Genomic DNA, 24,541 nt, shown 5'->3' on the forward strand with positions numbered 1-24,541 from the left:
ACTCCCACTTCTCCAAGTGGGAGCGGTACCCCGTACTGTGCTTCGGTGACGATAGTCTCCAGTGGAGAGTATCGCCGAGCCGCCTTTCCCAATAAGAGCACTTGGCGGCGAAGGAGGTAGACTTTATCCAACGGCGCGGAAGTATTCGTTAATTGCATGCACAAAGGCTTTAAACATTTAATGGCTTATGAGTATTTTTAAAAAGGAATTTATTCAGAAATGTCGAATAAATCAAATAATATTTTATATTCTAATATAATTTATAAGAATAACTTTTAAACGAATAGATTTTGATGGGTAGACGTTGTCATTTCTATTTCAACCTCTAAGGATGGTGATAAAAGTGGCGTCTGAACATAAACAACAAAACTTTAACCAACAAGACTCTTATACGTGTGAATTAAGAAAAACCCTCGAGCAACAGTTTTTACAACAGATTATTGATAATTCATCTGATGCGATATTTGTTATCGATAAATATGGCAACGTTCTCTTGTCTAACTCAGGAACGGAGAAATTTATGGGATGTAAGGCTGAAGAACTGATTGGGGAGAATGTAAAGGAATTACTAAAAAGGGGTATCTATGACTGTTCTCCGTCCATGAAGGCTATTAAAAAACGTTCTATAGTATCAGGGAATGTTACAAACAGGCTTGGAATTCAGTTTATGGTTACCAGTAATCCATTGCTGGATGAAAATGGTGATATTGTTATGGTTATCACTAATGCACGTGATAAAAATTTGGTCGATGAGTATATAGCAGCTTTAGAAAAAGAAAGATTAACTGTGAATCGTTATAAAAATGCGGTAGAGTATTTGAGTGAAGTGGATTTGGAGAATAAAGAGCTTGTGGCCGAGAGTCAGCAAATGCGCCAAATTATGAAGATCAGTAATGTCATAGCGAAAACCGACAGTACTGTAATGCTGATCGGAGAAACAGGTACTGGTAAAGAAATAATGGCTAGACATATTCATCGCAATAGTCTTCGATCGAAAGAACCGCTTATCCCCGTAAATTGTGCAGCGATTCCTCATGAATTACTGGAGTCGGAATTCTTTGGCTATGTGCGAGGGGCCTTCACGGGTGCAAATCCGCAAGGAAAACCGGGGTTGTTTGAAATTGCCGATAAAGGGACTTTGTTTTTGGATGAAATTGCTGAATTGCCACTAGCGATGCAGGCTAAGCTGCTAAGAGTTTTAGAATCCAGTGAAGTCCAAAGGTTAGGTGATACGACCATTTACAAGTCCAATGTTCGATTTATCGCTGCTACGAATAGAGATTTAAAAATAATGATGAGGCAAAAATTGTTTAGAAGCGACTTATACTATCGCCTTAATGTAATACCCATTGATTTACCGCCTTTAAAAGAAAGACCTGAGGATATCATTGCCTTCGCTCATAAATTTTTGGAGGAATTGAATAGAAAATACAATCTCAAGAAGAGATTTTCTATTCAAGCGACACAAGCATTTTTAAAATATAGTTGGCCTGGAAATGTCCGAGAATTGCGGAATGTTATTGAAAGATTAGTGATTACGTCAGCTAATGACACTTTAAATTTTGATTATGATTTAGAATGTTTTCCTGAGATTAATATAGCTTATCAAGGAACTCTAAAAAGTGTTATGAAAGCCGTGGAAGAGAAGTATATAAATCAAGTTCTGGAAGAATGCAATGGACGAGTAGACGAAGCAGCTCGGAGATTAGGAGTCCACCGCTCCTTGCTGTATCGAAAGCGCGAAGTAAAATCCACATGACGAAACGTTACAGATACAGTTTTTAACAATTTAGCCGCTTTTTCTTTACGATTTATTATAGAATAACTTATAATAAACAAGACACTCATGTTGGAGTGTCTTTGGCTTTGGCGAATTATTTCTTATGAGAGGGACAAAATTATGTGCTTGATCTTATTTGCATATAACTGCCATCCAAATTATCGTCTAATTCTCGCAGCTAATAGGGATGAGTATTTCCAGAGGCCAACAGAAAAGGCTCATTTTTGGGAATCTTACCCTTGGGTTTTAGCTGGCAGGGATTTGGAAATGCTGGGAACTTGGATGGGAATAACCAGTTCAGGGCGTTTTGCAGCACTGACAAACTATCGGGACCCTTCTCTGCAACTTACGAATGCTAAATCCAGGGGGAAACTGGTCAGTGACTTTTTATGCATGAATGAATGCCCAACCAATTACTTGCAAGATGTCGCAAAATATCGCGAACTTTATAATCCGTTTAATCTCATAGTGGGAGATTTATCATGTCTTGTATATTATTCTAAACAAACATCGGAGCTTAAGGAACTAAAACCTGGGATCTATGGTCTTAGTAATCATCTGTTAGATACTCCTTGGCCTAAAGTCCTTAAAGCTAAACAAGCATTAGCAAATCACATAGAGAACAACAAAACCTTAATCAAAGCGCAAGCTCTTTTTGAAATTTTAGCCGATGATGAAAAGGCATTGGATCACGAATTGCCCAATACCGGAATTAATTATGTTCTTGAAAAACAGCTGTCTTCAATCTTTATCCAAGGGATGGATTATGGAACTAGGTCTTCCGCGGTGATACTGATTGATCGCAACAATCATGTGACATTTACAGAGAAAAGTTTTTCCCCTGGCCAAAAAAACTCTATTGAAGTCAGGCATGAATTTAGAATAATATAACGTCAATTAAACTCATCTAAACTTACTTATTTGCTTCTAACATTATTGGTAAGCAATTAAATTTGAAACATTTATAAACTCTTATTTCAGAAGATATTTGATAGGATGATAATTAATAATTACAAAAAAATTTAAATGAGGTACGATTATGTCAAACAATAATCAGAAGTCGGTGATTCTTTCGGATCAGGTTCAATCCCCTCTAAATAAGCTCGAGCCCCTTACCAGGAAGGTATTCTTGTCTCTTAACCCGCCTGGCCCACAAGATAACCGAGCAGATGTCGACCAAATACGTCAAGTGTTAGAGCGCAGTTGCGGCGGCTTTGTATATGTGCCGTTGGCAATGATGCCCAAGATACCCAGCATATGCAGGGGTGCCAATTGGCAACTTACAGCCACAGTAGCAGACACTGGACACGCCTGGGAATTAATTGACATAGAACCCGGTGATACTGCCCAAGAACACTACGGGTTGGCCATAGACATTGGAACAACAACCGTGGTTGTATACCTGATCAATCTCTGCGATGGCACGGTACTTAAACATGCTGCAGACTATAATGATCAGATTGCCATGGGTGAGGATTTACTGACCCGGATTCGTCATGCATCAGAACCGGGCGGTTTAGCAAGCCTGAAATCGGCGGTTTTGAATACCCTCAATCGTCTGATAAAGCGTCTTTATCCGCTTCCAACTGAGACAAGTAAGATTACCGCGGCTGCAATAGGGGCAAATACGACTATGATTCATCTTTTGTTAGGTCTAGACCCTGCTTCAATCTGCCGCGCTCCATATACTCCGGTTGTTAATAATCCGGGATTGATTCCGGCGGGAGAAATTGGCCTTGATATTGCCCCCTTGGCCCCAGTCTATTGCTTGCCCAGTATAGGCAGTTTTCTTGGGGGAGACGTCATAGGAGGAATATTAGTTAGTGGCATGCACCAACAGTCTGACATTTCCCTTTTTGTCGACATAGGGACAAATGGGGAAATCGTGTTAGGTAATGAAGAGTGGCTTGTCGCCTGTGCTGGTGCAGCCGGACCGGCTCTGGAAGGCGGGGTTACAACCTATGGTATGCGGGCAGAACCAGGGGCAGTTGATCATGTTTCCATTGATCCAAAGACAGGCTGGGTGAATTATTCAACAGTAGGTAATTTCCCTGCTCGCGGTATTTGCGGTTCAGGTCTGGTGGACACACTCGCCGGACTTTTCCTTAGCGGCATTATTAATCGAACTGCCCGTTTTCAGAACGGACAGAAGGAGTTTGTTATAGTCCCTGCCCATGAAGCAGCCTCTGGGGAAGACATTGTTGTTTCTCAGGTCGATATTAATAATTTTATGGCGACTAAAGGGGCAGTCAACGCAGCTACGGATCTATTGATAGAAAATGTTGGATGTGATTGGCGAGAAATTAGTCATTTCTATGCTGCTGGAGCCTTCGGTCAGTATCTTCCAATTGAGTCTGCCGTTACGATAGGTCTCTACCCTGATCTTCCGAGGACAGCGATCGTGCGCCTAGGTAACAGTTCAGGTGAAGCGGCCCGCCAAGTGCTTTTGTCCCGTTGCAAGCGTTTGGAAGCAGAAGGGATCGCAGGAAAAGTAACATATTTTGAGCTAAATGCTAATTCTGCTTTTATGGACAAGTTCGTCAGCAGCAAATTTCTGCCTCATACTGATCTAGATCGCTATCCTAGTGTCAGGGGAAGGCTCTTAGAGGTTTTCGCTGACAAGAGCTGACCAGTTTTTTCCTTTATAGGCGTTATAACCACGTGTGTGTGCATACCCATAAATTTTAGTACCCATAGTACTTTTTTCGAAAATATAACCGTAAGTTTCCCCATTAATCGCTAATTGGGCAGCCTTAAGGTGCTTCAAATTATCTGTAAGTATACCCTTGCGATTTCGGCAGGCAATGACGTATCCAGCGCTGTTTATAATGAATATATCTCCATTCTTGCCTATTCGGGCAGAATCGATAATGTCGTAGATGTAGTTCCAGTTGAATCGAGTAGAAAAATATCCGATTATTTCACCTCCATCATTACGAATTGGGCATGTATACGCCACGGTATGAGATTTAGCAACCGTGGAATAGTAAAGGTCACTTACTGATATGGTATTTTCAACCTTGGCAGATTTAAACCAGTCTCTATCCGCCATGCTCTGGCCGATAAGTTCGTGATGAACACCAGCGGCAACGATTATTCCTTCAGGGTCTAATACGTATAGGTCATTATAGACCTCATAAATATCAACTAGTTTTTTTAATAAGCTGTTGGCAATGGAAGAACGGTCACTAATCGTTGTGCAGAAGCAGTTTTTAACTTTATCGAAACCAGCCCAGGCTTGGGCATCGCAATTGCGTTCGAAAAGGTTCCGATCAATCTTATCAATCGTGTCATAGGCCACATCGGCCATTCGTACAGCCATTACCTCGTTTGCTTTACTTTGAATATTTTCAATGATCGTAGTACTCTCTTTAGTTGAAGCTAAACTTCGTGTAGCCAGTTTTTTAATTTCGTCCGCTACTACGCTAAAGCCACGACCAGCTTCACCTGCTCTGGCTGCTTCAATGGCAGAATTTAGAGATAAGAGGTTTGTGTGCTGGGCTATTTGCCGGATGGATTCAATGACTTGACCCATTTCCTGGTTCGCGTCCTTGAGTTCGCTTAGTAGAATTGAAGTATCGATAACGAGATTTTCGTTTGCCATGTAGATCAGATCACCCCTAAATAAAAATAACCGACCTGAAAAAAACAGGTCGGCGCCTTTGCCAATCTTTTCTCATTATACGACAGTGCTAGGAATTTGCAACGGTTTCTTTTCAGGAAATAGTATTGATAAAAGCTGTTATATGTTAACTCTCATATTCGGAATTGGGTACTTCAAACAATAATTTACTAAAGGTAAGTACATCGTTGAATTCGATAAAGTTATAGTCGCTAATCTGGGCTTTTTCCATAAGGAGTGATATGGGAGTTGTTGTGAGGATAACATCTTTGGGTTGAAGTAATTGGTCAATTAGGCCAAAATGTTGAGGGTTAAAGCGGATAGCAATGTGGATTTCATTTTCCCAGGTTACTTGCAGGACATAGGCATCCTTATGTTCTGTTGCAAACCAATGATAGGTATATTTAGAAAGGCCGGACTGGTTAATGGACCGGACTTGTTCGCTAAATTCCTTGACATAGAGAATAAGTACATCCCGACCATTTTCTAGCTTGCCAAAAGCAGATTGTTCAGGTGAATAAGCCTGAGTAAACATAGAATTCCCCCAATTCATTGGACGCTCCTGTCCTCTTATGTATATTGCAATTATAGACTATTTGTTTGTTAGAGTGAAGCGATAATCAATTCGGAAAGAAGGGAAATCAATGGGCAACCCTTGTGGAATGACAAAGGCTAGGATTTATGAGGAAACTGAGGTGTATGGGATACCTGTTTATTATGGTTCTGGGGTTAATCCCGTCAATTCTCCTGCGCAGCTTTTTGTAGCGTGGGGCAGAGGGTCTCTATCTAATGGTTTGATCCATACCTTTAATATTGAATCAAAAGATCAAGGGGTATTGTGGTTTATTAATGAGGATGAAGCAGAGGCTCAATATGCCAAAATACAAGAAATCCTGCAAGAAAATAGATAAGCATCTGCGCTAAGCGCAGATGCCAATAATCTCTGTTAATTTACCAACGACGACGACGCCCCCAGCGTGGAACAACAATTATCAAAGGAAACCGACGCCAAAAACGCCTGCGATGTCTGCGACTCCATCTGTCCATCAAAATCACTCCTCCTAATAAGACTTAAAGTTTTAGCTAGTTCAAACGCCATTTTGCGCTTAATGCTATTCGTTAACTTGTAAACCATTATATGGAAGCGTTAATTTGTCTCGTGCCTTTCTATTCCTTTGCGTTTCTTAAAAAGTTGAGAAGCGTTTTTTTATTATGGTTATGGTCTTGCATCCCTGCAAAAAACAGGAACAAAAATAATGAAAAATAGGGGTTGACATAACTTAAAAATCGCAGTAAATTAAATCTTGCTCGTAAATGTAGGTGTGCGAACAATTCTTGTAGAAACGAAAAAGGGGGATTGTAATGAAAAGAATGGTCAGTATCCTATTAGTTATGGGTTTGTTGCTTACAGGATGTAATAGTTCAACTCAAAAAGTTGAAACCGATACTACTGTTGAAGTAAGTAAACCTGTGTATGTAATGGCAGGAATCGTCGATGCTAATGAAAAGGCACAGATTACTAGCAAACTATCTGCTAAAGTATCTGATATTTCAGTTGAAGTAGGCTCAGCAGTGAAAAAGGGTGATTCCTTGATCTTGTTAGATACCAAAGATATTGAGGCTCAAGTGTCACAGGCTGAGGCAGGAGTTAATACCGCCCAGGCAAACTTGCTTAAGATGCAGGCTGGAGCCCGACCGGAACAGATAGCTCAAGCTCAGTCAGCTCTAGATAGTGCTAAAATAAGTTATACTAATGCCAAAAATAACTTTGATCGAAACCAACAGCTTTTAGCTGCGGGAGCAATTTCCCAAGCCCAGCTTGAAACCGAACAGACTCTGTTAGCTGCGGCACAGGCACAATACAACTCTGCACAAGATCAGCTAAATCTGCTAATCCAAGGAGAAACAGAAGAGTCTCTAAATGTTATGCGGGCCCAGGTTGGCCAGTCCCAAGCGGCTTTAGAACTTGCCAAAACTCAGTTGGGTAATGGAATGATAGTATCTCCGATCTCTGGAATAGTTAGTGAAAAAAATATAAATGTTGGAGAATTAGCCTCCCCAGGTATTATCCTTATTTCGGTGGTAAATGTTGACTCGTTGTATATTAAAGCTTCTTTGCCAGAAGGGTTTATGGGAGATGTAAGTGTCGGGGAGGAAGTTGTTGTTAAAGTTGCAGAAATTAAAGATCAAGAATTCAAGGGAAAAATCTCAGTGATTGATCCTGTGCTCGACTCGCGCAGTAAAAGCGTTTTAGTGAGAATTCAAGTAGACAACCCCAATAAAACATTAAAACCGGGAATGCTGGCTGAAATCGGCATTATTAAATAGTGGCAGGTGAAGAATATGGCTGACAAACGAAAAAAATTAATCTCTCTAATAATTGTCGCAATGGTAATTGCTTTAGCCAGTGTTGGCAGCTATTACTGGTATAAAAATTCATATTTCGTTTCAACAGAGGATGCCCGAGTGGCTGGTGATCTAGTGAGCGTGAGTCCACAGATTTCGGGGAAGCTCTTGGAACTAAATGTTGAAGAAGGAGATAAGGTTATTAAGGATCAAATCCTTGGGCGTCAGGGAATAAGCAACCTTATGGAGTCTAACATAGATCAATCTGTTTTTAGGGCACCTATCAGCGGGATGGTGATCAAGAAGCAGGGAACTGTCGGCGAGTTTATTTCCACAGGTCAAACCGTCGCCATAATCGTTGATCCGGAAAAGCTTTATATCGCTGCTAATATTGAAGAAACAAAGCTGACAAAGATAAAAGAAGGTCAAAAGGTGGATATTTCGGTTGACCAATTTCCTAATAAGGCGTTTTCCGGGACAGTCAAGTATGTTGGTCAAGCTTCAAATTCTACCTTCGCCTTATTACCTTCATCAACAAGCGGTACTTTCACTAAAGTCATTCAAAAGGTCCCTGTAAAAATTGAATTTGATAAAAGCGATGTCACATTGCTACCCGGTACTAATGCTGTCGTGAAGATTCATATTAAGTGATGGGGTGTATGAAATATGACAGGACATGACACACCGGAAAAGGCAGATGGCGGCTTGTATAAGTGGTCTGCTTTGCTTGTCGTTGTAATAGGTACGTTTATGGTGATGCTGGACAGCAGCATTGTTAATATTGCAATTCCCAAAATGATGAATGTTTTTGGCTCCGATTTGGAGACAGTAAAGTGGATACTGACGGGATACACACTTGCCATGGGTGCTGTTGTGCCTATTACAGGCTTCATCAGTGATACCTTTGGGATAAAAAAGCTGTTTATTGGGGCTTTAGGCCTTTTTACCATAGGGTCATTTTTATGCGGTTTTGCTTGGAGTACTAATACCATGATCGCTTTTCGTGTGATTCAGGCCATAGGCGGCGGCGCTATTATGCCGGTAGGCATGTCCTACATTATGCAGATTTTTCCCATCCATGAACGTGGTAAGGCCTTGGGTTTTTGGGGAATTGCTTCAATGTCCGCTCCTGCAATAGGGCCTACCCTGGGCGGATATATCATTCAATATATGGATTGGCGCTTTATTTTCTATGTTAACGTTCCAGTCGGTGTGATTGGCGTTATTGTAGCAGCGCTGTTACTAAGGGAGACACCCCTGAAACCGTACAAAGGGAATTTCGATTACGTTGGATTTATTTCCTCGATTTCTGGCATTGTCAGCCTGTTGTACGTTTTCGGTGAGGGTAATTCAATCGATTGGGGAAATGTTAAATTTCCACTTATCCTTACATTTGGGTTATTTAGTCTTCTCATATTTGTGGTCAATGAACTAACCCATCCTGAGCCATTGCTTGAATTGAGGGTCTTTAAAGTATATAATTTTACATTAAGTCAAGTTATTTCAGGTGTAACGACTTTGGCAATGATGGGTGGTATGTATGTACTACCTCTGTTTTTGCAAAATATAAGAGGGTATACGGCAATGGAAACCGGTTTAATCCTCTTCCCATCCGCTATCGCATCAGGATTAATGATGCCTATAAGCGGTGCTCTGTTTGACAAATACGGAGCAAAAGTCGTTACGATTCCAGGTCTTATCATCGTTGCCTATGCTACCTATGAAATGTCAAGGTTTAATATGAATACTGCAATGTCAACAATAACCTTAGTAGCAGCTTTAAGAGGGATTGGACTTGGCTTTTCGATGATGCCTGTCAATACGGCAGGTTTGAATGATGTGCCCAGACATCTCTATGGAAAGGCAACGGCCTTGTCCACGACCGTTCGAAGTATACTGAGTGCCTTAGCTATAACATTTATGACGACTATGATCTCTACAAAATCAAGCGATAATTATGCTCGACTTACTGAACAGATTACCCCCTTTAATCATGCCTCAAACTCTTTGGTGAAGGCCTTGCAAGGGATTTATATGAAAAACGGATTGACGCAAGGAGATGCACAAGGGTCTGCATTGACAACTCTCGGAAAAATGATTTATGCCCAGGCTTATCTGGATGCCATGAATTATGTGATTGCCATAACAGTCTTCGCAGTAGTTATTGCTATTTTCTTGGTTCTAATGATGAGAAGCAGTAAAAAGTCTAAGAACAAAGAACCCGAAAAAAGTCTCGTCAAGGGGGAGGTATTAGATGGAACAGGATCAGAACCCCGAATTCCAACAATCTTGGAGTAAAGATTCTGAACGCGTCGTATCTCTGTTTAAAGCAATTCACAAGGTATATCGGGATCAAATCTACAAAAAATCCAGACAATATGGTTTTACTGGACCTCAAATCGGTTTAATTATGGGTCTGCATAAGAACCCTTTTTCAACCTTGAATGAGCTGAGTGAGTGTTTAGGTCTTTCTAAAAGTACTGTATCCGGAATTGTGGATCGCTTAGTCTGCCAGGGGGTAGTTATTAGAGAAATTCCTGAAAGTAATCGGAGGATTGTGCGTCTCTCATTATCTCCAGAATGGCAAAAAAATAATGCCATTAATGAGTTAATGAATAAGTACATCTATGATACTCTTAAGAATGCCAGTGAAGAGGAAATGGAAAAAATTATTTCAGGATTAGAGATCTTATACTCATTGATCAGCAAGGGCGAATCTTAAATTATCGAACGTTCTTTCAATCAATCCAGTAAATGTTCGAAAAAATGTTTGACCTATCTCCATATTTCTTGTAAAATATAATCATGACAAGTGAATATTAGTTCATATAAAAGCAGAGATAAGGTCTGCTAGTTTCTACCGGGCTGCCGTAAATCGTCCGACTATGAGCGAAAGTGTCCTAGGAGTCAAATCCAAGTTCACAGATTATAAGACTTTCAAAAAGTTAATCTGTATTTGGATTATTCCGTTGGGTAAATTGCGATCCGCAACCCTAAGCTGACAGGTTCTCTCACTTCATATGAGCAGGATCTGTTCGTTGGGGTCTTCTTTTTTTGTACTATGGCCTTCACCTGCAGCTTGGTACCCAAGTTTTCTAATACACAAAGATCCAGTGTATCCATACCAGCAATTGCTTGGTAATAATTCTATATGGTTGGTGTATACAACGAAGGGAGGACAACAGAGAAGTCGATAATCCTAGTAATGCAGGACCTGTGAGTCCATAAACGTACTTATATTAATTAATTTTAATGGATAAAGAGAACTTACTTCGAGCGGTTTACTCCTTCGAAAGTATAGTTAATTGTTCAGGGGCTTAATCCACTTATTGAGCCCATCGATACAAAGTGTTTATTATTAAAAAGGAGATGGATATTTTGCGTAATAAAGAAATGCTGCTTGTCCCAGGCCCTACACCAGTTGTGGATGAAATATATGATGCTCTTTCCAGTGAGACAATGGGACACACTGATCCGAGATTTGCCGAAATCTTTAAGAATAGCTTAGACTTAAGTAAGCAATTGTTCAACACAGATGGCGAAGTTTTTGTGATTGCAGGTTCAGGGACCTTGGCGATGGAAATGGCAATTATCAATACTGTTGCTCCAGGAGAAAAGTTGCTTGTGGTTAGTCACGGCTATTTTGGAGACCGTTTTGTTCCCTTGGCAAAAGTCTTTGGCATCCAAGTAGAGACTCTTCAAGCGGAGTGGGGTCAGCAGATCAGTAAGGGATTAGTCGAAGAAAAATTGGCTGAAGGCGGTTTCAAGGCAGTAACTGTAACTCATGTTGACACCTCGACTGGAGTCATGGCTAATGTTGAAGAATTGGTTCCGGTTGTCAAAAAAGCTGGTGCTCTCTTTATTCTTGATGGAGTATGTGCCTCTGCTGCCATGGAAGAGGATATGCAAAAAACCTATGGTCACCCAGATTACAAGATAGATGTTGTTTTAACAGGATCTCAAAAAGCAATTGGCGTTCCTCCCGGACTGGGGATTGTGGCCTTTGGACCAAAAGCTTTGGCCGCACGTGAAGCGATGCCTTCTGTTATGGGGTACTATACTGATATTAAGAATTGGCTCCCAGTCATGAATGAGCCAGTAAAATACTTTGCAACGCCTCCGGTTAACATGATTTACGCTTTCAATAAGGGCATGGAACTGGTTATGGCGGAAGGACTGGAGACCCGTTATCGTCGACATTTAGCTCTTGGACGCGCCGTGAGAGCTGGACTAAAAGTCTTTGGCATGAAGCCCTTGGCAGAAGAAGCGGTCGCGGCTCCAACCTTGAGCTGCATAATCTATCCTGAAGGTCTAAATGATGCGGAGTTCAGATCGAAGTTAGCTTCGAAAGGTGTCGTCGTGGCTGGAGCTTTAGCTGCTTTAGCTGGAAAGGCTTTCCGAATAGGGCACATGGGGAATGCCACTGAAGAAATGTTTGTTAAAGCACTCCAAATTGTTGGAGTGACTCTTCAAGAGATGGGCTATACCGCTAATATAGATGCAGCAGTCGATGAGTTTAAAGGGATTTATCATACGGCCTAAAGGAAACTTAATGATTGATAATACTAATAGCTAAACATGGACTTTTGTTCAGGAACAAGGCTGTAAGATTAACTTGCAGCCTTGTTTTTAAATATACGGACTTGTTGTGAAAAGGCTGCTTCAATCTTGATTCTGATCGAACGATATACAAAATTATGATGTTAATGTTCGGAAATGTATTGACCTATGATTAAGTTTCTTGTAGAATAAACTCTGGGTCAGCAAATAAATAGTGTTCATATAGTAGCAGAGATATGGTCTGCAAGTTTCTACCGGACTGCCGTAAATGGTCCGACTATGAGCGAAAGATGTACTAAAGGCAATATGCCATTGTACATATCCAAAGACTTTATTTATAAGTCTAAATTTGTTTTTGGATTATACCGCAGGGTCAGATCCCAGGCGGGCAGATTTCTCTCACCAATTTGAGTTGAAACCTGTCTGCTTGGGTTTGTTTTTTCTGCGAAAGAATTAGCGTCACTGAGGAGGGGCAAGTGTGTTTACTATTCTTGATTTAGTTCAACCAGATAACCTAGCAGAAGCTTATCAGATCTTATCTGATAAACGAAATAATACCATTCTTGGAGGCTGTGCTTTTCTGAAAATGGGCAAAAAGCGAATTAATACAGGGGTAGACCTGACTAAGCTTAAGCTTAATTATATACAGGAAACGGATGGTTTTATTGAGATTGGGGCTATGACGAGCCTGAGAGACATTGAAACTCATCCTCTGTTAACGGAGCATTATAATGGGGTGCTTCCTCAATCCCTTCGTGACATTATTGGAGTGCAGTTTAGAAACGGCGTAACTGTGGGTGCTTCGGTTTATTCTAAATACGGTTTTTCTGATTTAATCACGGCCCTGTTGTCTTTGGACACTGAGGTTGAGTTATTTAAGGCCGGCAGAATGCCTTTGGCGGACTTTCTGTCTAAACCCAAGGAAAAGGACCTCCTGGTTAGATTATGGATTAAGAAAACCAAGCGTCAAGCATCCTATCTGAGTTTCAGAAACTCTGCCAGCGATTATGCGGTCTTAAATGTGGCGGTCTCTATGTTGAATAATCGCTGGACGATTGCTGTGGGCGCCAGGCCGAGTAAAGCAGCGATTGCGATAAGTGCTTCTGCGCTGTTATCACTGGAAGGTGCAACATCAGAAACAATTGAAGAAGCAGCGAAGAGGACATCCGAAGAGTTATCATTTGGAACGAATACGAGGGGAACAGCAACCTATCGGAAAGCCCTTTGCAGAGCGCTTGTCAAACGGGGAATAATGGAGGTATTGGCATGCAAATCGAACTAACGATTAATGATAAAGCTGTTAAATGGGAAGTCGCTAACGATGAGTTTTTAGCTGATACACTCAGATCCCATGGCTTTCTTAGTGTTAAGAAGGCTTGTGATACAAGTTGTTGCGGACTTTGTACTGTCTGGATGGATGGTAAATCGATGCTTTCCTGTTCTGTCCTTTCTCTGCGGGCACATGGCAAGAAAATCACAACTATAGAAGGACTTCCCAAGGAAGCAGAGGAATTTGCCCAAATACTCAGCGCAGAAGGGGCTGAACAATGCGGTTTTTGCAGTCCGGGTTTTATCATGAGCGTCTTAGCTATGAAGAATGAGCTGGTTAACCCTACAGAGGAAGAAATTATTCACTATTTAACGGGCAATCTATGCCGTTGTACGGGTTATATGGGACAGCTTAGAGCGATAAAGATCTATCTGGGGGTGGCTTAGAATGGAAAATGTCGGACAAAGCATTCGTAAAATAGATGGAATGGCAATTGCCATGGGCAAACCTGTGTATACTGAGGATTTAGCTATGCCTAATGCTCTAGTGGTAAAAATCCTCAGAAGCCCACACGCTTTTGCCAAGATTACGTCAATAGACATTTCCAAAGCGGAGTCTTTAGAGGGTGTAGAATGTATCCTCACCTTTAAGGATGTCCCCAACGCTCGATTTACGTTAGCTGGTCAATCTTATCCTGAACCGTCACCCTACGATCGTCTAATCCTTGATCAGATTGTGCGCTATGTAGGGGATGAAGTGGCTATTATAGCGGCTGTAGACGAAAAAACTGCACTTTTGGCTATGAAAAGAATTAAAGTTGAATATGAGGTGATGGAGCCTGTTTTAGATTTTGAGCAGGCCGTAGGGCATCCTTCAGTCGTTCATCCTGAAGAGGACTTAAGCTGTAACTTTGAGATTGGGCTGCAAAAGGAAAACAATATCACATCTTCCTCTCATGAAGAAGTTGGAGATGTTGACGAAGAATTTAAACGTTGTGCTGTGGTGGTAGAGGATGTCTATTATCCACAAGCTCAAGCGCATACTATGATGGAAACCTATCGGGCCTTTACCTATCTGGATCATGCAGGGAGGTTAATCGCAGTCAGTTCTACACAGGTCCCCTTTCATATTAAAAGGCAGTTGGCAAGAGCTTTACAGATCCCGGCAAGTAAGATCAGGGTAATCAAGCCTAGAATCGGTGGCGGGTTTGGCGGAAAACAAACCGGGGCAGGGGATGTATTTGCCGGCCTTGTAACTTTGAAAACAGGAAAACCGGCTATGATCATTTATGATCGAAAAGAAACCTTTAGCGCTACAACAAGCCGTCATGCCATGAGATTAAAGGTTAAGTTAGGTGCAGATCAAGAGGGCTTTATTAGAGCTATCGATATGCAGGTTTTATCGGATACTGGTGCATATGGAGAGCATGCCCCGACTGTTTTAGGTTGTGTAGGGCATTACACGCTCCCGCTTTATAATAAAACAAGAGCGGTACGGTTTGACGGGAAGGCCGTATACACTAACAAAATGCCAGCCGGGGCTTTTAGAGGATATGGAGCAACTCAGGGTACATTCGCCCTGGAATCGACTGTAAATATGTTAGCTGAACAATTAAAGATGGATCCCACGGAAATTCGCCTTAAAAATATCAGTAAGGTTGGGGAAACTTTTCTTACCGGGCCGGGAGTCATGTTGGGCAGTTCAAGCTTAGATCGCTGTATTGCCAAGGGCAAAGAGCTGATTGGTTGGGAGGAAAAATTCCCGCGTCGGGAAGTCGGTTACAATAAAGTGAGAGCAGTAGGGATGGCGATCACGATGCAAGGCTCAGGGATTGCTAATATCGGGACTGCCTCTGCTGAAATTCGCTTAAATGATGATGGAAATTTCACTCTGCTCACTGGGGCTACGGATATGGGAACGGGCTGTGACACGATTCTCAGCCAGATGGCTGCAGAGATATTAGAAGTTCCCATGGAGAAGATCATTGTTCATGCCGGAGATACGGATACTTCTCCCTATGACCCAGGGTCTTATGCTTCCAGTACGACCTATGTTGCGGGGGGGGCAGTGGTGAAGGCTGCAGAAGAGTTGAAAAATAAAATACTAGCACAGAGTGCAGCAATTTTAGGGGTTGCCCCTCAAGACGTCGAATTCGATGGCTTAGCAGTCCGTACTTTAAGCGGGGATCAAGAAATAAGCTTTGCTAAGCTAGCGGAACTTACCATCCTGGGTACGGGAAAGCTTCAGTTAGTGGGTTATGCTACGCAGGGGTGTGAAGTATCCCCACCGCCTTATATTGCAGGGTTTGCTGAAGTAGAAGTTGATCGAGAGACTGGAAAAGTAGACTTAATTGACTATGTGGCAGTCATAGATTGCGGTACAGTGATTAACCCAAATCTTGCGCGTATTCAAGCCGAAGGCGGGATTGCTCAAGGAATCGGAATGGCCCTCTATGAACAGGTAAGATATGATGAGATAGGAAAGATGGCTACGAACAGTTTTATGCAATATAAAATTCCCAGTCGCAAGGATGTGGGGAAGGTTCGAATAGCCTTTGAAGAAAGCTACGAACCCACGGGTCCTTTTGGGGCAAAATCAATTGGAGAAGTGGTGGCTAATACTCCGCCGCCTGCCATTTCTCATGCGATTTATAATGCTGTCGGTGTTAGAGAGAATCATTTGCCGATTACTCCTGAAAAGGTTTTCTTAGGAATGCAGAAACTATAGTCTATTAGAGACTGGGGGAAGTTACAACCGCCAGATATAATTGAGAAAAGAGCATTTTTGATTCACAGGCGGAGTCTTTGATCCGCTGAAGTATCTAAAAATGCTCATTCTTTGTTGTTGCTACATATTCGAATAGAAATCAAGTGGAATAGTTGGATTCTGGGTTTACAAACAGTCGATTTGCACATCCATAATAATGTATACTGTGATAGATAAGATAAGATAAGCCGAGAGGTCGTGGTGAAATGACTGAAAATAATACATTTAGCAAAGAACGGCTCGCTTCAAAAACCGTAACTCTTCCCCGTTTGAATCGTTTGAGCCCCTCCCTGGAAAGTACAGCTCTTAAAATCATGGAAGAATCCGGTGAGCTGGCTCAGGCAATTGGTAAACTTAGAGGACTCAGTGGAGAGAGCCAGCGGATGAAAGAAGAGGAAGCCATGCAGATGGTGGCCCGAGAATTAGTAGATGTCGCTCAGACGGCAGTAACAATGATGTTTGTTTTAGAAGAGCAATATGGCATTAATTTGGAAGCGATTTTGAAAGAGCATCTAGAAAAACTTCGGTATAAGGGATATTGTGATTAAGGTTCTTAGTTTTCAATATCTTTCTGGAAGGTCATTTGAGTATGTTCCGGAGTTACTTTGCCATATGATGGTGCATAATTTGTTTGTGTGATCCATGTCATGTTAAGTCAGTTCAGATTTTAGTATAATTCAAGATAAGAATTAAAGAACTATTCTGACTAACGGAGAGGGGTTGTTCTAAATGCTGTCGGGTCAAGCTTTAACAACCGCAATGGGCATTTTGCCGCACACTGATTTACCAGCGGCTCAGAGATTGGCGCTGAGTTTAGATATTCCGTTTTGGCCTCAATTACCGCGTTTTCGATTTAAGGAAGATATGTATGCTCAATTTGCCGAGCATTTCCCGGGTATCATAGTTAATGAAGGAAAACAAAGCCTTCATTTCTCCCATGAACGCTTTGCACAGGAACTTGATGAATATCTCGAGGCCAGCATTAGCCCAGATTACTTTGCATTGTCTGAAGAATCTTCAGCAGCGTTTAATGGATTTTTAGCTCAGGATCTGTCCTCCTATAAAATGATTCATGGACAGACAGTTGGTCCGATTAGTTTTGGACTAAAGATCTGCGACGAAGAAAGAAAACCAATGATTTACAATGATTTTGTTCGCGAAATTCTATATGATTTTCTTCATCACAAGATAACTTGGCAATATAATCAATTGAAGAAGGTTCATTCTACACCCTTTGTTTGGCTGGATGAACCAGGATTAGAAATGATCTTTAACTCGCTAAGTGCTTATACTTCAGAAGTTGCTCAAGTCGAGTACGGGGCTTTCTTGTCTAAACTGCCGGGTCCGAAAGGTGTTCATTTATGCGGGAATCCCGATTGGTCCTTTCTATTAAAAGCAGATATAGATATTCTTTCCGTCGATGCTTTTAGTTGGGGACACATTTTGGTGCGCTACATTGATGAAGTAAAAGAATTTTTGAGACGGGGAAAAATAATCTCCTGGGGAGTTATCCCCACTTTGACCAGCGAATTAAGTTCAGAGACCATCCAATCACTGACTGCTCGTTTGCTTGATTTATGGAAGTTTCTTAACCATCATGGACTGGATGATAGTTTGATTTATGATCGTTCCTGGTTAGCCCCGTCTCGTTGTTGTCTTATTAATGGAGATGGAACCTCCAGTATCAATCGCTCTTTTGAATTGTTACAAGAAATATCCAGAAACCTGAAATTAAGATTTGCGTAACTGCTAATATACAGAAACATTGGCTGAGATACCATCCTTTCAGCCTTTTTCTGTTTTCAAATAAAATTTCTTTCATAGGAGTGGAGGAATTCATCGGAATTTACCGAATGTTGAAGATAGATGGAATGTTATAAAACGGAGGGTTTTTAATGAAAAGGATTGCCCTGGTGACGGATAGTACAGCTGACCTAACGGAAGAAATTAAAAAGGATTTTGATATTCATGTAATCCCTCTTAAAGTGAGGTTTGGAGAGCAGGAGTATTCTGATGGGGAGCTTACAAGTGAAGACTTCTATCGACGTTTAATGGAAGATAAGATACTTCCAAAAACATCACAACCAACTCCGGAAGAGTTCAGCTGTTTATACAGTAAGTTGCTAGAGGAATATCAAGAAGTTATCTCCGTGCATATATCTTCTGCTTTGAGCGGTACATTTAATGCTGCATATCTGGCTAAGGAGAAGTTCAAAGAAAGGATCCACCTTGTAGACTCAAAAACCATTAGCCTGGGTGCAGGACTAATGGTAATGGAAGTTGCAAGGAATATTAAAGAGGGTCAAGATACTGAATGGATTCTTGAGAACCTTAAGAAGGCCAGAAAAAATATCGAAACGCTTTTCACTTTAAATACGTTGGAGTACCTGCAAAAGGGGGGGCGTATCGGGAGGGTTCAAGGTTTCATGGGCTCGCTCTTGAACATTAAGCCAATCATCCGGGTAGGAGATGACGGGGTATATCAAACCTATGGAAAAGCGCATAGTCAGAAGAAGGCGTTAGATAGTGTTGTTCAGGCTTATCAAGATTTAACTAAAGGTAGGAAACCAATCCGATTGGTAGTAGCTCACGGTGCTGCACATAAGGCTGGAACATATCTGAAGGAAGCTTTAGAATATGCCTTTCAACTTCAGACAACGGTTTTTACTCAGGTGGGGCCAGTTATAGGGGTGCACACTGGGCCGGGAACGGTGGGAGCCGCTATTCAGTTCGAGTGAAAAACTAAGAACCCATGGGATAAAATCTCAAGGGTTCTTTTAATACTAATCAGTTGGCGCTAGATAAGTTTTATTTATGATACTATTTAAAAATCTTTGGCAATATAATTAGAAAGATAATAATTAACATGATCATAAGGTTGGAATTGAGTAGATTGGCCTTGGCATATAATTAACTAATATATTGTTCGGTTGGAAGGGTGAGTGCTGCATAATGGGCTATTTGACACTGACATTAGCGATGGTAATTATAGTATCGGTGGGTTTTTGGTCCAGAAACCGTCGTCTCAAATCAGAGAAGAGACAAAAACAAAGTGTACCCAAAGTCTATCCTTTATCAAGAACAAAGAGCCAGACTAAACTGCGTAGAATCAAATAGGGTTAAGCATGTTGATAAGTACCTGCTAAAGGCTTAACCTCTGTCTCCCAAAGCGCTTGCATGGCAGCAGGATTTAAGTTAGGCTTTTTCATCATGGCTTTTAAGAAATCTTCTTGTTGAGTAGAATTGTTATAATTTGAAATCTGAGTTAGGGCGAATTGAGCAAAGTCACGAACTATAAAGCTAAAAATTTCATCCAGTAAGGCGGAAGAAATAGTATGGATTTTGGAGTTTTCCAAGATCAGCTGGGCATAAACAATTAATGTAAACATTTCACCTAAGGCGAGCATATAGTCAATATTTCTTAACTGTTCCTGATTAGGGCTGGCTTGTTCTAAGAAGGAACGGAAGAGTTCAATTTGTTCTTGAAAAACAGTTACATTGGGGACTTGAATTCCTTCGTAGGCCAAACGGTAATCAGGAAAACTGACAGACGCAAGTTTCCCTGCCTTTTGACGGAATAGATAGGAATCGTCTGCCAGATCGTCCCGTTTGGGTATAATGGGGTATTCTTTAGGATTAAAGAAATAATTGTTAATAAACTTAATTACGAGGGCAATATTTACATGAGTCGTCCCTTCCAAGCGAGGGATCATACCGATGTCGCGGATGGCCGTTTCAAAATATGTGTCTTGTTCAAATCCTTTGGCAGCAATAGCGTCGAGGAGCATTTCAATAATTTTCATTCCCTGAGTAGTAACTTTCATTTTTTGTATGGGATTAAAGAGTAAATAACGTCTGTCGTTGTCAGTGGCAGAACGAAAATAATCTAAACTTCTTAAGGCATACAACTTCATGGCAATCAGTCGGGCATAGGATTCGGTGAAAATTTTCTGGATATGTGGAAAATCAGTGACCTTATTACCGTATAATTCACGGCTTGAGGCGTGATTCAAAGCTTCATAATAAGCATGGGTACAAATACCTATAGAGGCAAATCCTAATTGAAATTTGCCAATGTTAATACTAGAAAGGGCAGAATCCCAAGCTAAAGGTCCACTTGATAGAATCTCATTCTGAGTGATTGGATAATCGATCAGTTCGTAATCTCCTACATAGGCGGCACGAACCCCAGAAGTTGAGATTTTTTTAATTAATTTGTAGTTGCGGTGTTGACTATCTACGATAAAAAATACGTAATCTTTAGAGTCCCTATATTTAGCGAAAGTCGATACTAGTGCTGCTTCATTGGCATTACCAATATAGTATTTTCCACCGTTAGCAAGGTAGTTCCCTTCGCTAGTCGAAGATAATGACATTTCATTACTGTAAAGATCTGCACCATGAGCCTTTTCGGATAATCCGAACGCAAAGATAGCTCCCTCTCTTAGCTTTTCCGCCGTTAAGTGTTTTGCTTTTTCATTATCTCCCATCCAAATCGGTCCAAGCCCAAGAATGGAAACCTGGTAGGCGTACTGATACGACAACGAATAAAATGCACTTATCTCGTTAAATTCACAGACTCGACTTAGATCAAATCGTGAGTCAGGTGCACCATATCCTGCCGGGGTTAGTAAAGTAGAAAAAATTTGTTCTTTTTTAATAAGTTTTAAGAAATCTGTATACCATCGACTTGCCTGATCATCTTCTTTGATGCTTCTGAGCCCTTTTTCCTCAAAAAAAGCAATAGTTTTCTCCATTATTTCCTTTGATTGAGAATCTTTTTGCGGACTTTCATAGTTTTGTGGATTAAGTAAGAGGGACACCAACCTCACACCTTTCTTCTCATTGATATAATGAATGACCATTCATCAATTATCATAATTATCTCATAAATTCCGAGAATGTAAAGTAACATTTTCGTATCTTGCATCAGTCGGCGTCTTAGCTTTACTTTTCTAATCAGACCTATCAGCTTAATAAGGGGTATGATTATCATAATTTATCAAATAATAGCATATAGGAATTGTTTGCTAAGTTAACAATGGGTTCTGATAATAACGCTAATTATATTAATTTCAATTGATTATATGCTTACTAATTAACTAACTAAAAGTGGCGAAAATGTTTATGGAGAGAATGTGAGGAAGAAATTATGAACAATAACGAATTCCAACTTGCTACCTTTGCGGGAGGCTGTTTTTGGTGTATGGTCAAACCGTTTGAAGAATTGTCTGGCATTGTTAAAGTGGAGTCAGGATATACTGGCGGAAATTTGGAATATCCTACATATGAGGACGTTTACTCCAAAAAGACAGGGCACTACGAGGCGGTACAGGTTACCTTTGATCCACTTTTGTTGTCTTACACTCAATTATTAGAGGTTTTTTGGAGACAAATTGATCCTACTAACCCAGGAGGACAGTTTATTGATCTAGGGCAAGCCTATAGAACAGCCATTTTTTATCATAATCAGGAACAGAAAAATCTTGCCGAACGGTCTAAAGAAAATCTGGAAAAAAGCAAGAGATTCCAGAATCCTATCGTAACGGAAATTATACCAGCTGCAACGTTTTATCCCGCGGAAGAGTATCACCAAGGTTATTATAAGAAGTTTCCGTTAAGATATGGTGCCTACAGACAAGGATCAGGACGGGATATGTTTCTCGATGAACATTGGAGTCAGGATAAGGAAAAGGAAAAGGAACAAGAAAAGGAGCTAAAATCTAAACTGACAACGTTACAGTATGAAGTTACTCAAAAACGAGGGACAGAACCACCTTTTCAAAATGAATACTGGAATAATGTCAGAGAAGGAATTTATGTTGATGCGATTTCTGGGGAGCCTCTTTTTAGCTCTCAAGACAAATTCGATTCTGGGTGTGGGTGGCCGAGTTTTTCAAAACCTCTCAGGCCTGAAGAGATAAAGGAAAAGCCTGATTTTAGTCATTCAATTAAGCGAACTGAAGTTGTAAGTGCAAAATCGGATGCACATCTCGGGCATGTCTTTGAGGATGGTCCTGAGCCAACTGGGCTTCGTTACTGTATCAATTCTGCAGCTCTGCGGTTTATTCCTAAAGAAGTACTAGTCGAAGAGGGTTATGGAAGCTACTGTGAAATGTTTAAATAAAGAACGTAAATAATTTGATACAGATTCATTATTAATCTAACACCTCTTGGTCTTTCGACTGGGAGGTGTTTATAGTTGATTAATATTATTGTCAATAATACAGACAATTTAGATTTTATAGTATAATATAGCTATAAATTATGCTTTTTGAGATTGAACTAATATTTTTTAAAACATAAATTTAAAGTTATGAAACAATAAGCAAGATTGCAATACTAGTATTCGGAAAGGAGTGTGCGAGTTTTGGAGAAATTATTGAAACAAAAGGGGTTTACTAGAATTTTATTTGATACTATCCCTCAGTTAGCCTTGCTCCTTGATCCAAAGTGCCAGGTTCATGCTTTAAATCGATCGGCAAAGGCCTTCTTCGGATATACGGGAGGGGGATTTAAGGAAGCAAGTTGTGGCGAAGTTATAGGGTGTGTACATCATCGAGACCATCCTCAAGGGTGTGGATTTAGTTCAGTTTGTCCTGAATGCATAGTCAGGAATACAGCCTTGGACGCGATTGTGGGAACAGAAACTCGTCGAGCAAAAGGAAAACTGGAATTTCTTACAGGCCAAGCAATGGCGATATTAGTTAGTTCCTCGCCCTTTGAATATAATCATCAGGGATATGCAGTTATTGTTATAGAAGATATTTCCCTGATTACAGAGTTAGAAGGACTTATTCCAATATGTGCATCTTGTAAAAAAATTAGAGATGATAAGGGCTACTGGAATCGAGTTGAGAGTTACATAGAAGCACATTCTGAAGCGGAATTTACTCATGATATTTGTCCGGACTGTTCCGAAGAATTGTATGCTAATATGCAAGCAGAGATCAGAAAAAGAGAAAAAACCTCCTCGGTTTGACCTGGGAGGTTTTAATATTTGGATGTCTACCAATTGTTACGCGGGGCGGGGTGGAAGCAATCCCGACAATATACCGGCTTCTCACCAGACGGTCGAAACGGAACTGTGGTTTCCTTTCCACATGTAGCACAGATGGCAGGGAACATTTCCCGTTCCTGACGATTATTGTTATATCCCCCCGAAGAACGATTCTGAGCCTTTTTTTCTGCACGGCATTGGGGACATCTTCCGGGTTCATTCGTAAACCCTTTCTCTGCAAAGAATTCTTGTTCTGACGCGGAGAAAACAAATTCTTGGCCACAATCCCGACAAGTCAAAATCTTGTCATTAAACATAAATAAACACCTCTTTAGTTCTTAGTGGATATCGTCGTGTTCAGAGGATCTGCAATATTACTTCCTGATGACACAAACCGATATATAGAGTATAACCAAAGTTTTGTTTTTTTATCAATAGACATGCTTGTGATTAAGACCTTGATCGATGGATACCTTAATTAGGGATTATTGATTTTCTGATATTTCAGGGTCTAATTTCTCCTTGGGCGGTTGTGTACGGGTCGCTTTGACGACTAGGTAAATACCGCCTGAGATAAGCAAGAGTGGAACTAAACTCCCTCTAAGTAAGTTGTAATAATCCCAGTTTTCGATAAGACGAGGCAAGAATGAATATCTGTCTATTTGCCTTACTAGGCTGAGAAGGCCGATTATTATTATTGTAGATCCTATTATGCGACGATTTTTCAAAAGAGGAGTATAATCAAACAATTGACGGTCAAAGAGATCCTGATCGACGATAGTTTGCCCGTTTTCAAACCGCTTCCTTAAATGATGGCTCTCAAAGAAACTGAAAAACCAAGTGGGTATTACTATAAAAGGAATGAGGAAATCCAAACCGATAAAGTTGATGAGAGCGATTCCGCCAAAGGTGATGATCATCAGCTGAAGACCACGTCGAAAAAGCCCCAAATGCATGTGCGCAGCACCAGGAATCAGACTGTAGCAGAGAAACAGGAATTTCTCTAGAAAAGTTTTTCTAGGGATGCCCGCAGGGGAATTTGTTGACGCTGGGTTGAAACTGAGATTTTGTTCAAGGCACTGGCGGCAGGCGGTTTTATCGTCTACTTTAATTGTGCATTCCGAGCAGATTGGATTTTTACATTTCACGCATATGGCTTGGGCTTCTTGATTGGGATGATATTGGCAATTCATGGGT

General features: G+C 40.8%; 22 protein-coding genes and 2 riboswitches. Of the genes, 17 read left to right on the plus strand and 5 right to left on the minus strand.

Going from position 1 to position 24,541, the window contains the following annotated elements; genetic code table 11:
- The first annotated feature begins 337 nt into the window (after positions 1-337).
- The 3 genes from BUB11_RS11700 (at position 338) to BUB11_RS11710 (ending at position 4,409) form a co-directional block, all read left to right on the plus strand.
- Complete coding sequence (locus BUB11_RS11700; protein WP_427846308.1) at positions 338-1,759, plus strand: sigma-54 interaction domain-containing protein; 1,422 nt, start codon at positions 338-340, stop codon at positions 1,757-1,759.
- A gap of 141 nt (positions 1,760-1,900) precedes the next feature.
- Entirely contained in the window at positions 1,901-2,671 is a 771-nt protein-coding gene (locus tag BUB11_RS11705; protein ID WP_073029929.1) for an NRDE family protein, read from the plus strand.
- Positions 2,672-2,819: 148 nt separating this feature from the next.
- Entirely contained in the window at positions 2,820-4,409 is a 1,590-nt protein-coding gene (locus BUB11_RS11710; RefSeq protein WP_073029930.1) for an ASKHA domain-containing protein, read from the plus strand.
- Here the strand turns inward: BUB11_RS11710 and BUB11_RS11715 are convergent.
- Together BUB11_RS11715 and BUB11_RS11720 are read right to left on the minus strand one after the other, a co-directional pair.
- Positions 4,383-5,384, minus strand: a complete 1,002-nt coding sequence (locus BUB11_RS11715; protein ID WP_073029931.1) for a methyl-accepting chemotaxis protein — start codon at positions 5,382-5,384, stop codon at positions 4,383-4,385. The two genes, BUB11_RS11710 and BUB11_RS11715, sit on opposite strands and share 27 nt — an antisense overlap.
- Before the next feature lie 145 nt (positions 5,385-5,529).
- The gene (locus BUB11_RS11720; protein WP_073029932.1) at positions 5,530-5,937 is read right to left on the minus strand and encodes a hypothetical protein; all 408 of its coding nucleotides are present in this window, start codon (positions 5,935-5,937) and stop codon (positions 5,530-5,532) included.
- Positions 5,938-6,046: 109 nt separating this feature from the next.
- Here BUB11_RS11720 and BUB11_RS11725 point away from each other — a divergent pair, with 109 nt between their 5' ends.
- From BUB11_RS11725 to BUB11_RS11780, 12 genes are all read left to right on the plus strand, one after another.
- Positions 6,047-6,313 (plus strand): hypothetical protein, encoded by a 267-nt coding sequence (locus tag BUB11_RS11725; protein WP_073029933.1) that lies wholly within the window; start codon positions 6,047-6,049, stop codon positions 6,311-6,313.
- 451 nt (positions 6,314-6,764) lie between these two features.
- Positions 6,765-7,730, plus strand: a complete 966-nt coding sequence (locus tag BUB11_RS11730) for an HlyD family secretion protein (RefSeq protein WP_073029934.1) — start codon at positions 6,765-6,767, stop codon at positions 7,728-7,730.
- Between the two features lie 15 nt (positions 7,731-7,745).
- Positions 7,746-8,399, plus strand: coding sequence for an HlyD family secretion protein (locus BUB11_RS11735; protein ID WP_073029935.1), 654 nt, complete (start codon positions 7,746-7,748; stop codon positions 8,397-8,399).
- A gap of 15 nt (positions 8,400-8,414) precedes the next feature.
- The gene (locus BUB11_RS11740) at positions 8,415-10,046 is read left to right on the plus strand and encodes a DHA2 family efflux MFS transporter permease subunit (RefSeq protein ID WP_073029936.1); all 1,632 of its coding nucleotides are present in this window, start codon (positions 8,415-8,417) and stop codon (positions 10,044-10,046) included.
- On the plus strand, positions 10,003-10,470 hold the full coding sequence (locus BUB11_RS11745) for a MarR family winged helix-turn-helix transcriptional regulator (protein ID WP_073029937.1): 468 nt from the start codon (positions 10,003-10,005) through the stop codon (positions 10,468-10,470). Before BUB11_RS11740 ends, BUB11_RS11745 begins: the two co-directional genes overlap by 44 nt.
- 82 nt (positions 10,471-10,552) lie before the next feature.
- Positions 10,553-10,654, plus strand: a riboswitch (purine riboswitch).
- 472 nt (positions 10,655-11,126) lie between these two features.
- Complete coding sequence (locus BUB11_RS11750; protein WP_073029938.1) at positions 11,127-12,290, plus strand: pyridoxal-phosphate-dependent aminotransferase family protein; 1,164 nt, start codon at positions 11,127-11,129, stop codon at positions 12,288-12,290.
- A gap of 216 nt (positions 12,291-12,506) precedes the next feature.
- A riboswitch (purine riboswitch) is annotated at positions 12,507-12,608 on the plus strand.
- A 178-nt stretch (positions 12,609-12,786) separates the two neighbouring features.
- Positions 12,787-13,590: an FAD binding domain-containing protein gene (locus BUB11_RS11755; RefSeq protein ID WP_073029939.1), complete on the plus strand. Its 804-nt coding sequence runs from the start codon at positions 12,787-12,789 to the stop codon at positions 13,588-13,590.
- A complete protein-coding gene (locus BUB11_RS11760) occupies positions 13,575-14,024 on the plus strand; it encodes a (2Fe-2S)-binding protein (protein ID WP_073029940.1) in 450 nt (149 codons plus the stop codon). The genes BUB11_RS11755 and BUB11_RS11760 overlap by 16 nt, the downstream gene beginning before the upstream one ends.
- A 1-nt stretch (position 14,025) precedes the next feature.
- Positions 14,026-16,305 carry a xanthine dehydrogenase family protein molybdopterin-binding subunit gene (locus BUB11_RS11765; RefSeq protein WP_073029941.1) on the plus strand — a complete coding sequence of 760 codons (2,280 nt, stop codon included), beginning with the start codon at positions 14,026-14,028 and terminating at the stop codon, positions 16,303-16,305.
- A 245-nt stretch (positions 16,306-16,550) separates the two neighbouring features.
- On the plus strand, positions 16,551-16,892 hold the full coding sequence (locus tag BUB11_RS11770; RefSeq protein ID WP_073029942.1) for a MazG-like family protein: 342 nt from the start codon (positions 16,551-16,553) through the stop codon (positions 16,890-16,892).
- A gap of 181 nt (positions 16,893-17,073) precedes the next feature.
- Entirely contained in the window at positions 17,074-18,090 is a 1,017-nt protein-coding gene (locus tag BUB11_RS11775; RefSeq protein WP_073029943.1) for a uroporphyrinogen decarboxylase/cobalamine-independent methonine synthase family protein, read from the plus strand.
- A gap of 149 nt (positions 18,091-18,239) precedes the next feature.
- The gene (locus BUB11_RS11780) at positions 18,240-19,082 is read left to right on the plus strand and encodes a DegV family protein (RefSeq protein WP_073029944.1); all 843 of its coding nucleotides are present in this window, start codon (positions 18,240-18,242) and stop codon (positions 19,080-19,082) included.
- Between the two features lie 381 nt (positions 19,083-19,463).
- Here the strand turns inward: BUB11_RS11780 and BUB11_RS11785 are convergent, their stop codons facing one another.
- A complete protein-coding gene (locus tag BUB11_RS11785; protein WP_073029945.1) occupies positions 19,464-21,167 on the minus strand; it encodes an acyl-CoA dehydrogenase family protein in 1,704 nt (567 codons plus the stop codon).
- 329 nt (positions 21,168-21,496) lie between these two features.
- Here BUB11_RS11785 and msrB point away from each other — a divergent pair, with 329 nt between their 5' ends.
- Positions 21,497-22,471, plus strand: a complete 975-nt coding sequence (gene msrB, locus BUB11_RS11790) for a peptide-methionine (R)-S-oxide reductase MsrB (RefSeq protein ID WP_073029946.1) — start codon at positions 21,497-21,499, stop codon at positions 22,469-22,471.
- 243 nt (positions 22,472-22,714) lie between these two features.
- The gene (locus BUB11_RS11795; RefSeq protein WP_073029947.1) at positions 22,715-23,326 is read left to right on the plus strand and encodes a nitrogen regulation protein NR(II); all 612 of its coding nucleotides are present in this window, start codon (positions 22,715-22,717) and stop codon (positions 23,324-23,326) included.
- Positions 23,327-23,352: 26 nt separating this feature from the next.
- Here the strand turns inward: BUB11_RS11795 and BUB11_RS11800 are convergent, their stop codons facing one another.
- The gene (locus BUB11_RS11800; RefSeq protein WP_073029948.1) at positions 23,353-23,661 is read right to left on the minus strand and encodes a zinc-ribbon domain containing protein; all 309 of its coding nucleotides are present in this window, start codon (positions 23,659-23,661) and stop codon (positions 23,353-23,355) included.
- A 168-nt stretch (positions 23,662-23,829) separates the two neighbouring features.
- A complete protein-coding gene (locus BUB11_RS11805; protein WP_073029949.1) occupies positions 23,830-24,537 on the minus strand; it encodes a B-box zinc finger protein in 708 nt (235 codons plus the stop codon).
- Positions 24,538-24,541 lie beyond the last annotated feature (4 nt).

Source organism: Desulfosporosinus lacus DSM 15449 (assembly GCF_900129935.1).
In the GTDB taxonomy this organism is placed as follows: domain Bacteria; phylum Bacillota; class Desulfitobacteriia; order Desulfitobacteriales; family Desulfitobacteriaceae; genus Desulfosporosinus; species Desulfosporosinus lacus.

What these genes read in the sequence shown, in the direction of transcription:
- BUB11_RS11705 (WP_073029929.1), top strand. Translation starts at nt 1,901, where the DNA reads ATGTGCTTGATCTTATTTGCATATAACTGCCATCCAAATTATCGTCTA.
- BUB11_RS11710 (WP_073029930.1), top strand. Translation starts at nt 2,820, where the DNA reads ATGTCAAACAATAATCAGAAGTCGGTGATTCTTTCGGATCAGGTTCAA.
- BUB11_RS11715 (WP_073029931.1), bottom strand. Translation starts at nt 5,384, where the DNA reads ATGGCAAACGAAAATCTCGTTATCGATACTTCAATTCTACTAAGCGAA.
- BUB11_RS11720 (WP_073029932.1), bottom strand. Translation starts at nt 5,937, where the DNA reads ATGTTTACTCAGGCTTATTCACCTGAACAATCTGCTTTTGGCAAGCTA.
- BUB11_RS11725 (WP_073029933.1), top strand. Translation starts at nt 6,047, where the DNA reads ATGGGCAACCCTTGTGGAATGACAAAGGCTAGGATTTATGAGGAAACT.
- BUB11_RS11730 (WP_073029934.1), top strand. Translation starts at nt 6,765, where the DNA reads ATGAAAAGAATGGTCAGTATCCTATTAGTTATGGGTTTGTTGCTTACA.
- BUB11_RS11735 (WP_073029935.1), top strand. Translation starts at nt 7,746, where the DNA reads ATGGCTGACAAACGAAAAAAATTAATCTCTCTAATAATTGTCGCAATG.
- BUB11_RS11740 (WP_073029936.1), top strand. Translation starts at nt 8,415, where the DNA reads ATGACAGGACATGACACACCGGAAAAGGCAGATGGCGGCTTGTATAAG.
- BUB11_RS11745 (WP_073029937.1), top strand. Translation starts at nt 10,003, where the DNA reads ATGGAACAGGATCAGAACCCCGAATTCCAACAATCTTGGAGTAAAGAT.
- BUB11_RS11760 (WP_073029940.1), top strand. Translation starts at nt 13,575, where the DNA reads ATGCAAATCGAACTAACGATTAATGATAAAGCTGTTAAATGGGAAGTC.
- BUB11_RS11765 (WP_073029941.1), top strand. Translation starts at nt 14,026, where the DNA reads ATGGAAAATGTCGGACAAAGCATTCGTAAAATAGATGGAATGGCAATT.
- BUB11_RS11770 (WP_073029942.1), top strand. Translation starts at nt 16,551, where the DNA reads ATGACTGAAAATAATACATTTAGCAAAGAACGGCTCGCTTCAAAAACC.
- BUB11_RS11775 (WP_073029943.1), top strand. Translation starts at nt 17,074, where the DNA reads ATGCTGTCGGGTCAAGCTTTAACAACCGCAATGGGCATTTTGCCGCAC.
- BUB11_RS11780 (WP_073029944.1), top strand. Translation starts at nt 18,240, where the DNA reads ATGAAAAGGATTGCCCTGGTGACGGATAGTACAGCTGACCTAACGGAA.
- msrB (WP_073029946.1), top strand. Translation starts at nt 21,497, where the DNA reads ATGAACAATAACGAATTCCAACTTGCTACCTTTGCGGGAGGCTGTTTT.
- BUB11_RS11800 (WP_073029948.1), bottom strand. Translation starts at nt 23,661, where the DNA reads ATGTTTAATGACAAGATTTTGACTTGTCGGGATTGTGGCCAAGAATTT.
- BUB11_RS11805 (WP_073029949.1), bottom strand. Translation starts at nt 24,537, where the DNA reads ATGAATTGCCAATATCATCCCAATCAAGAAGCCCAAGCCATATGCGTG.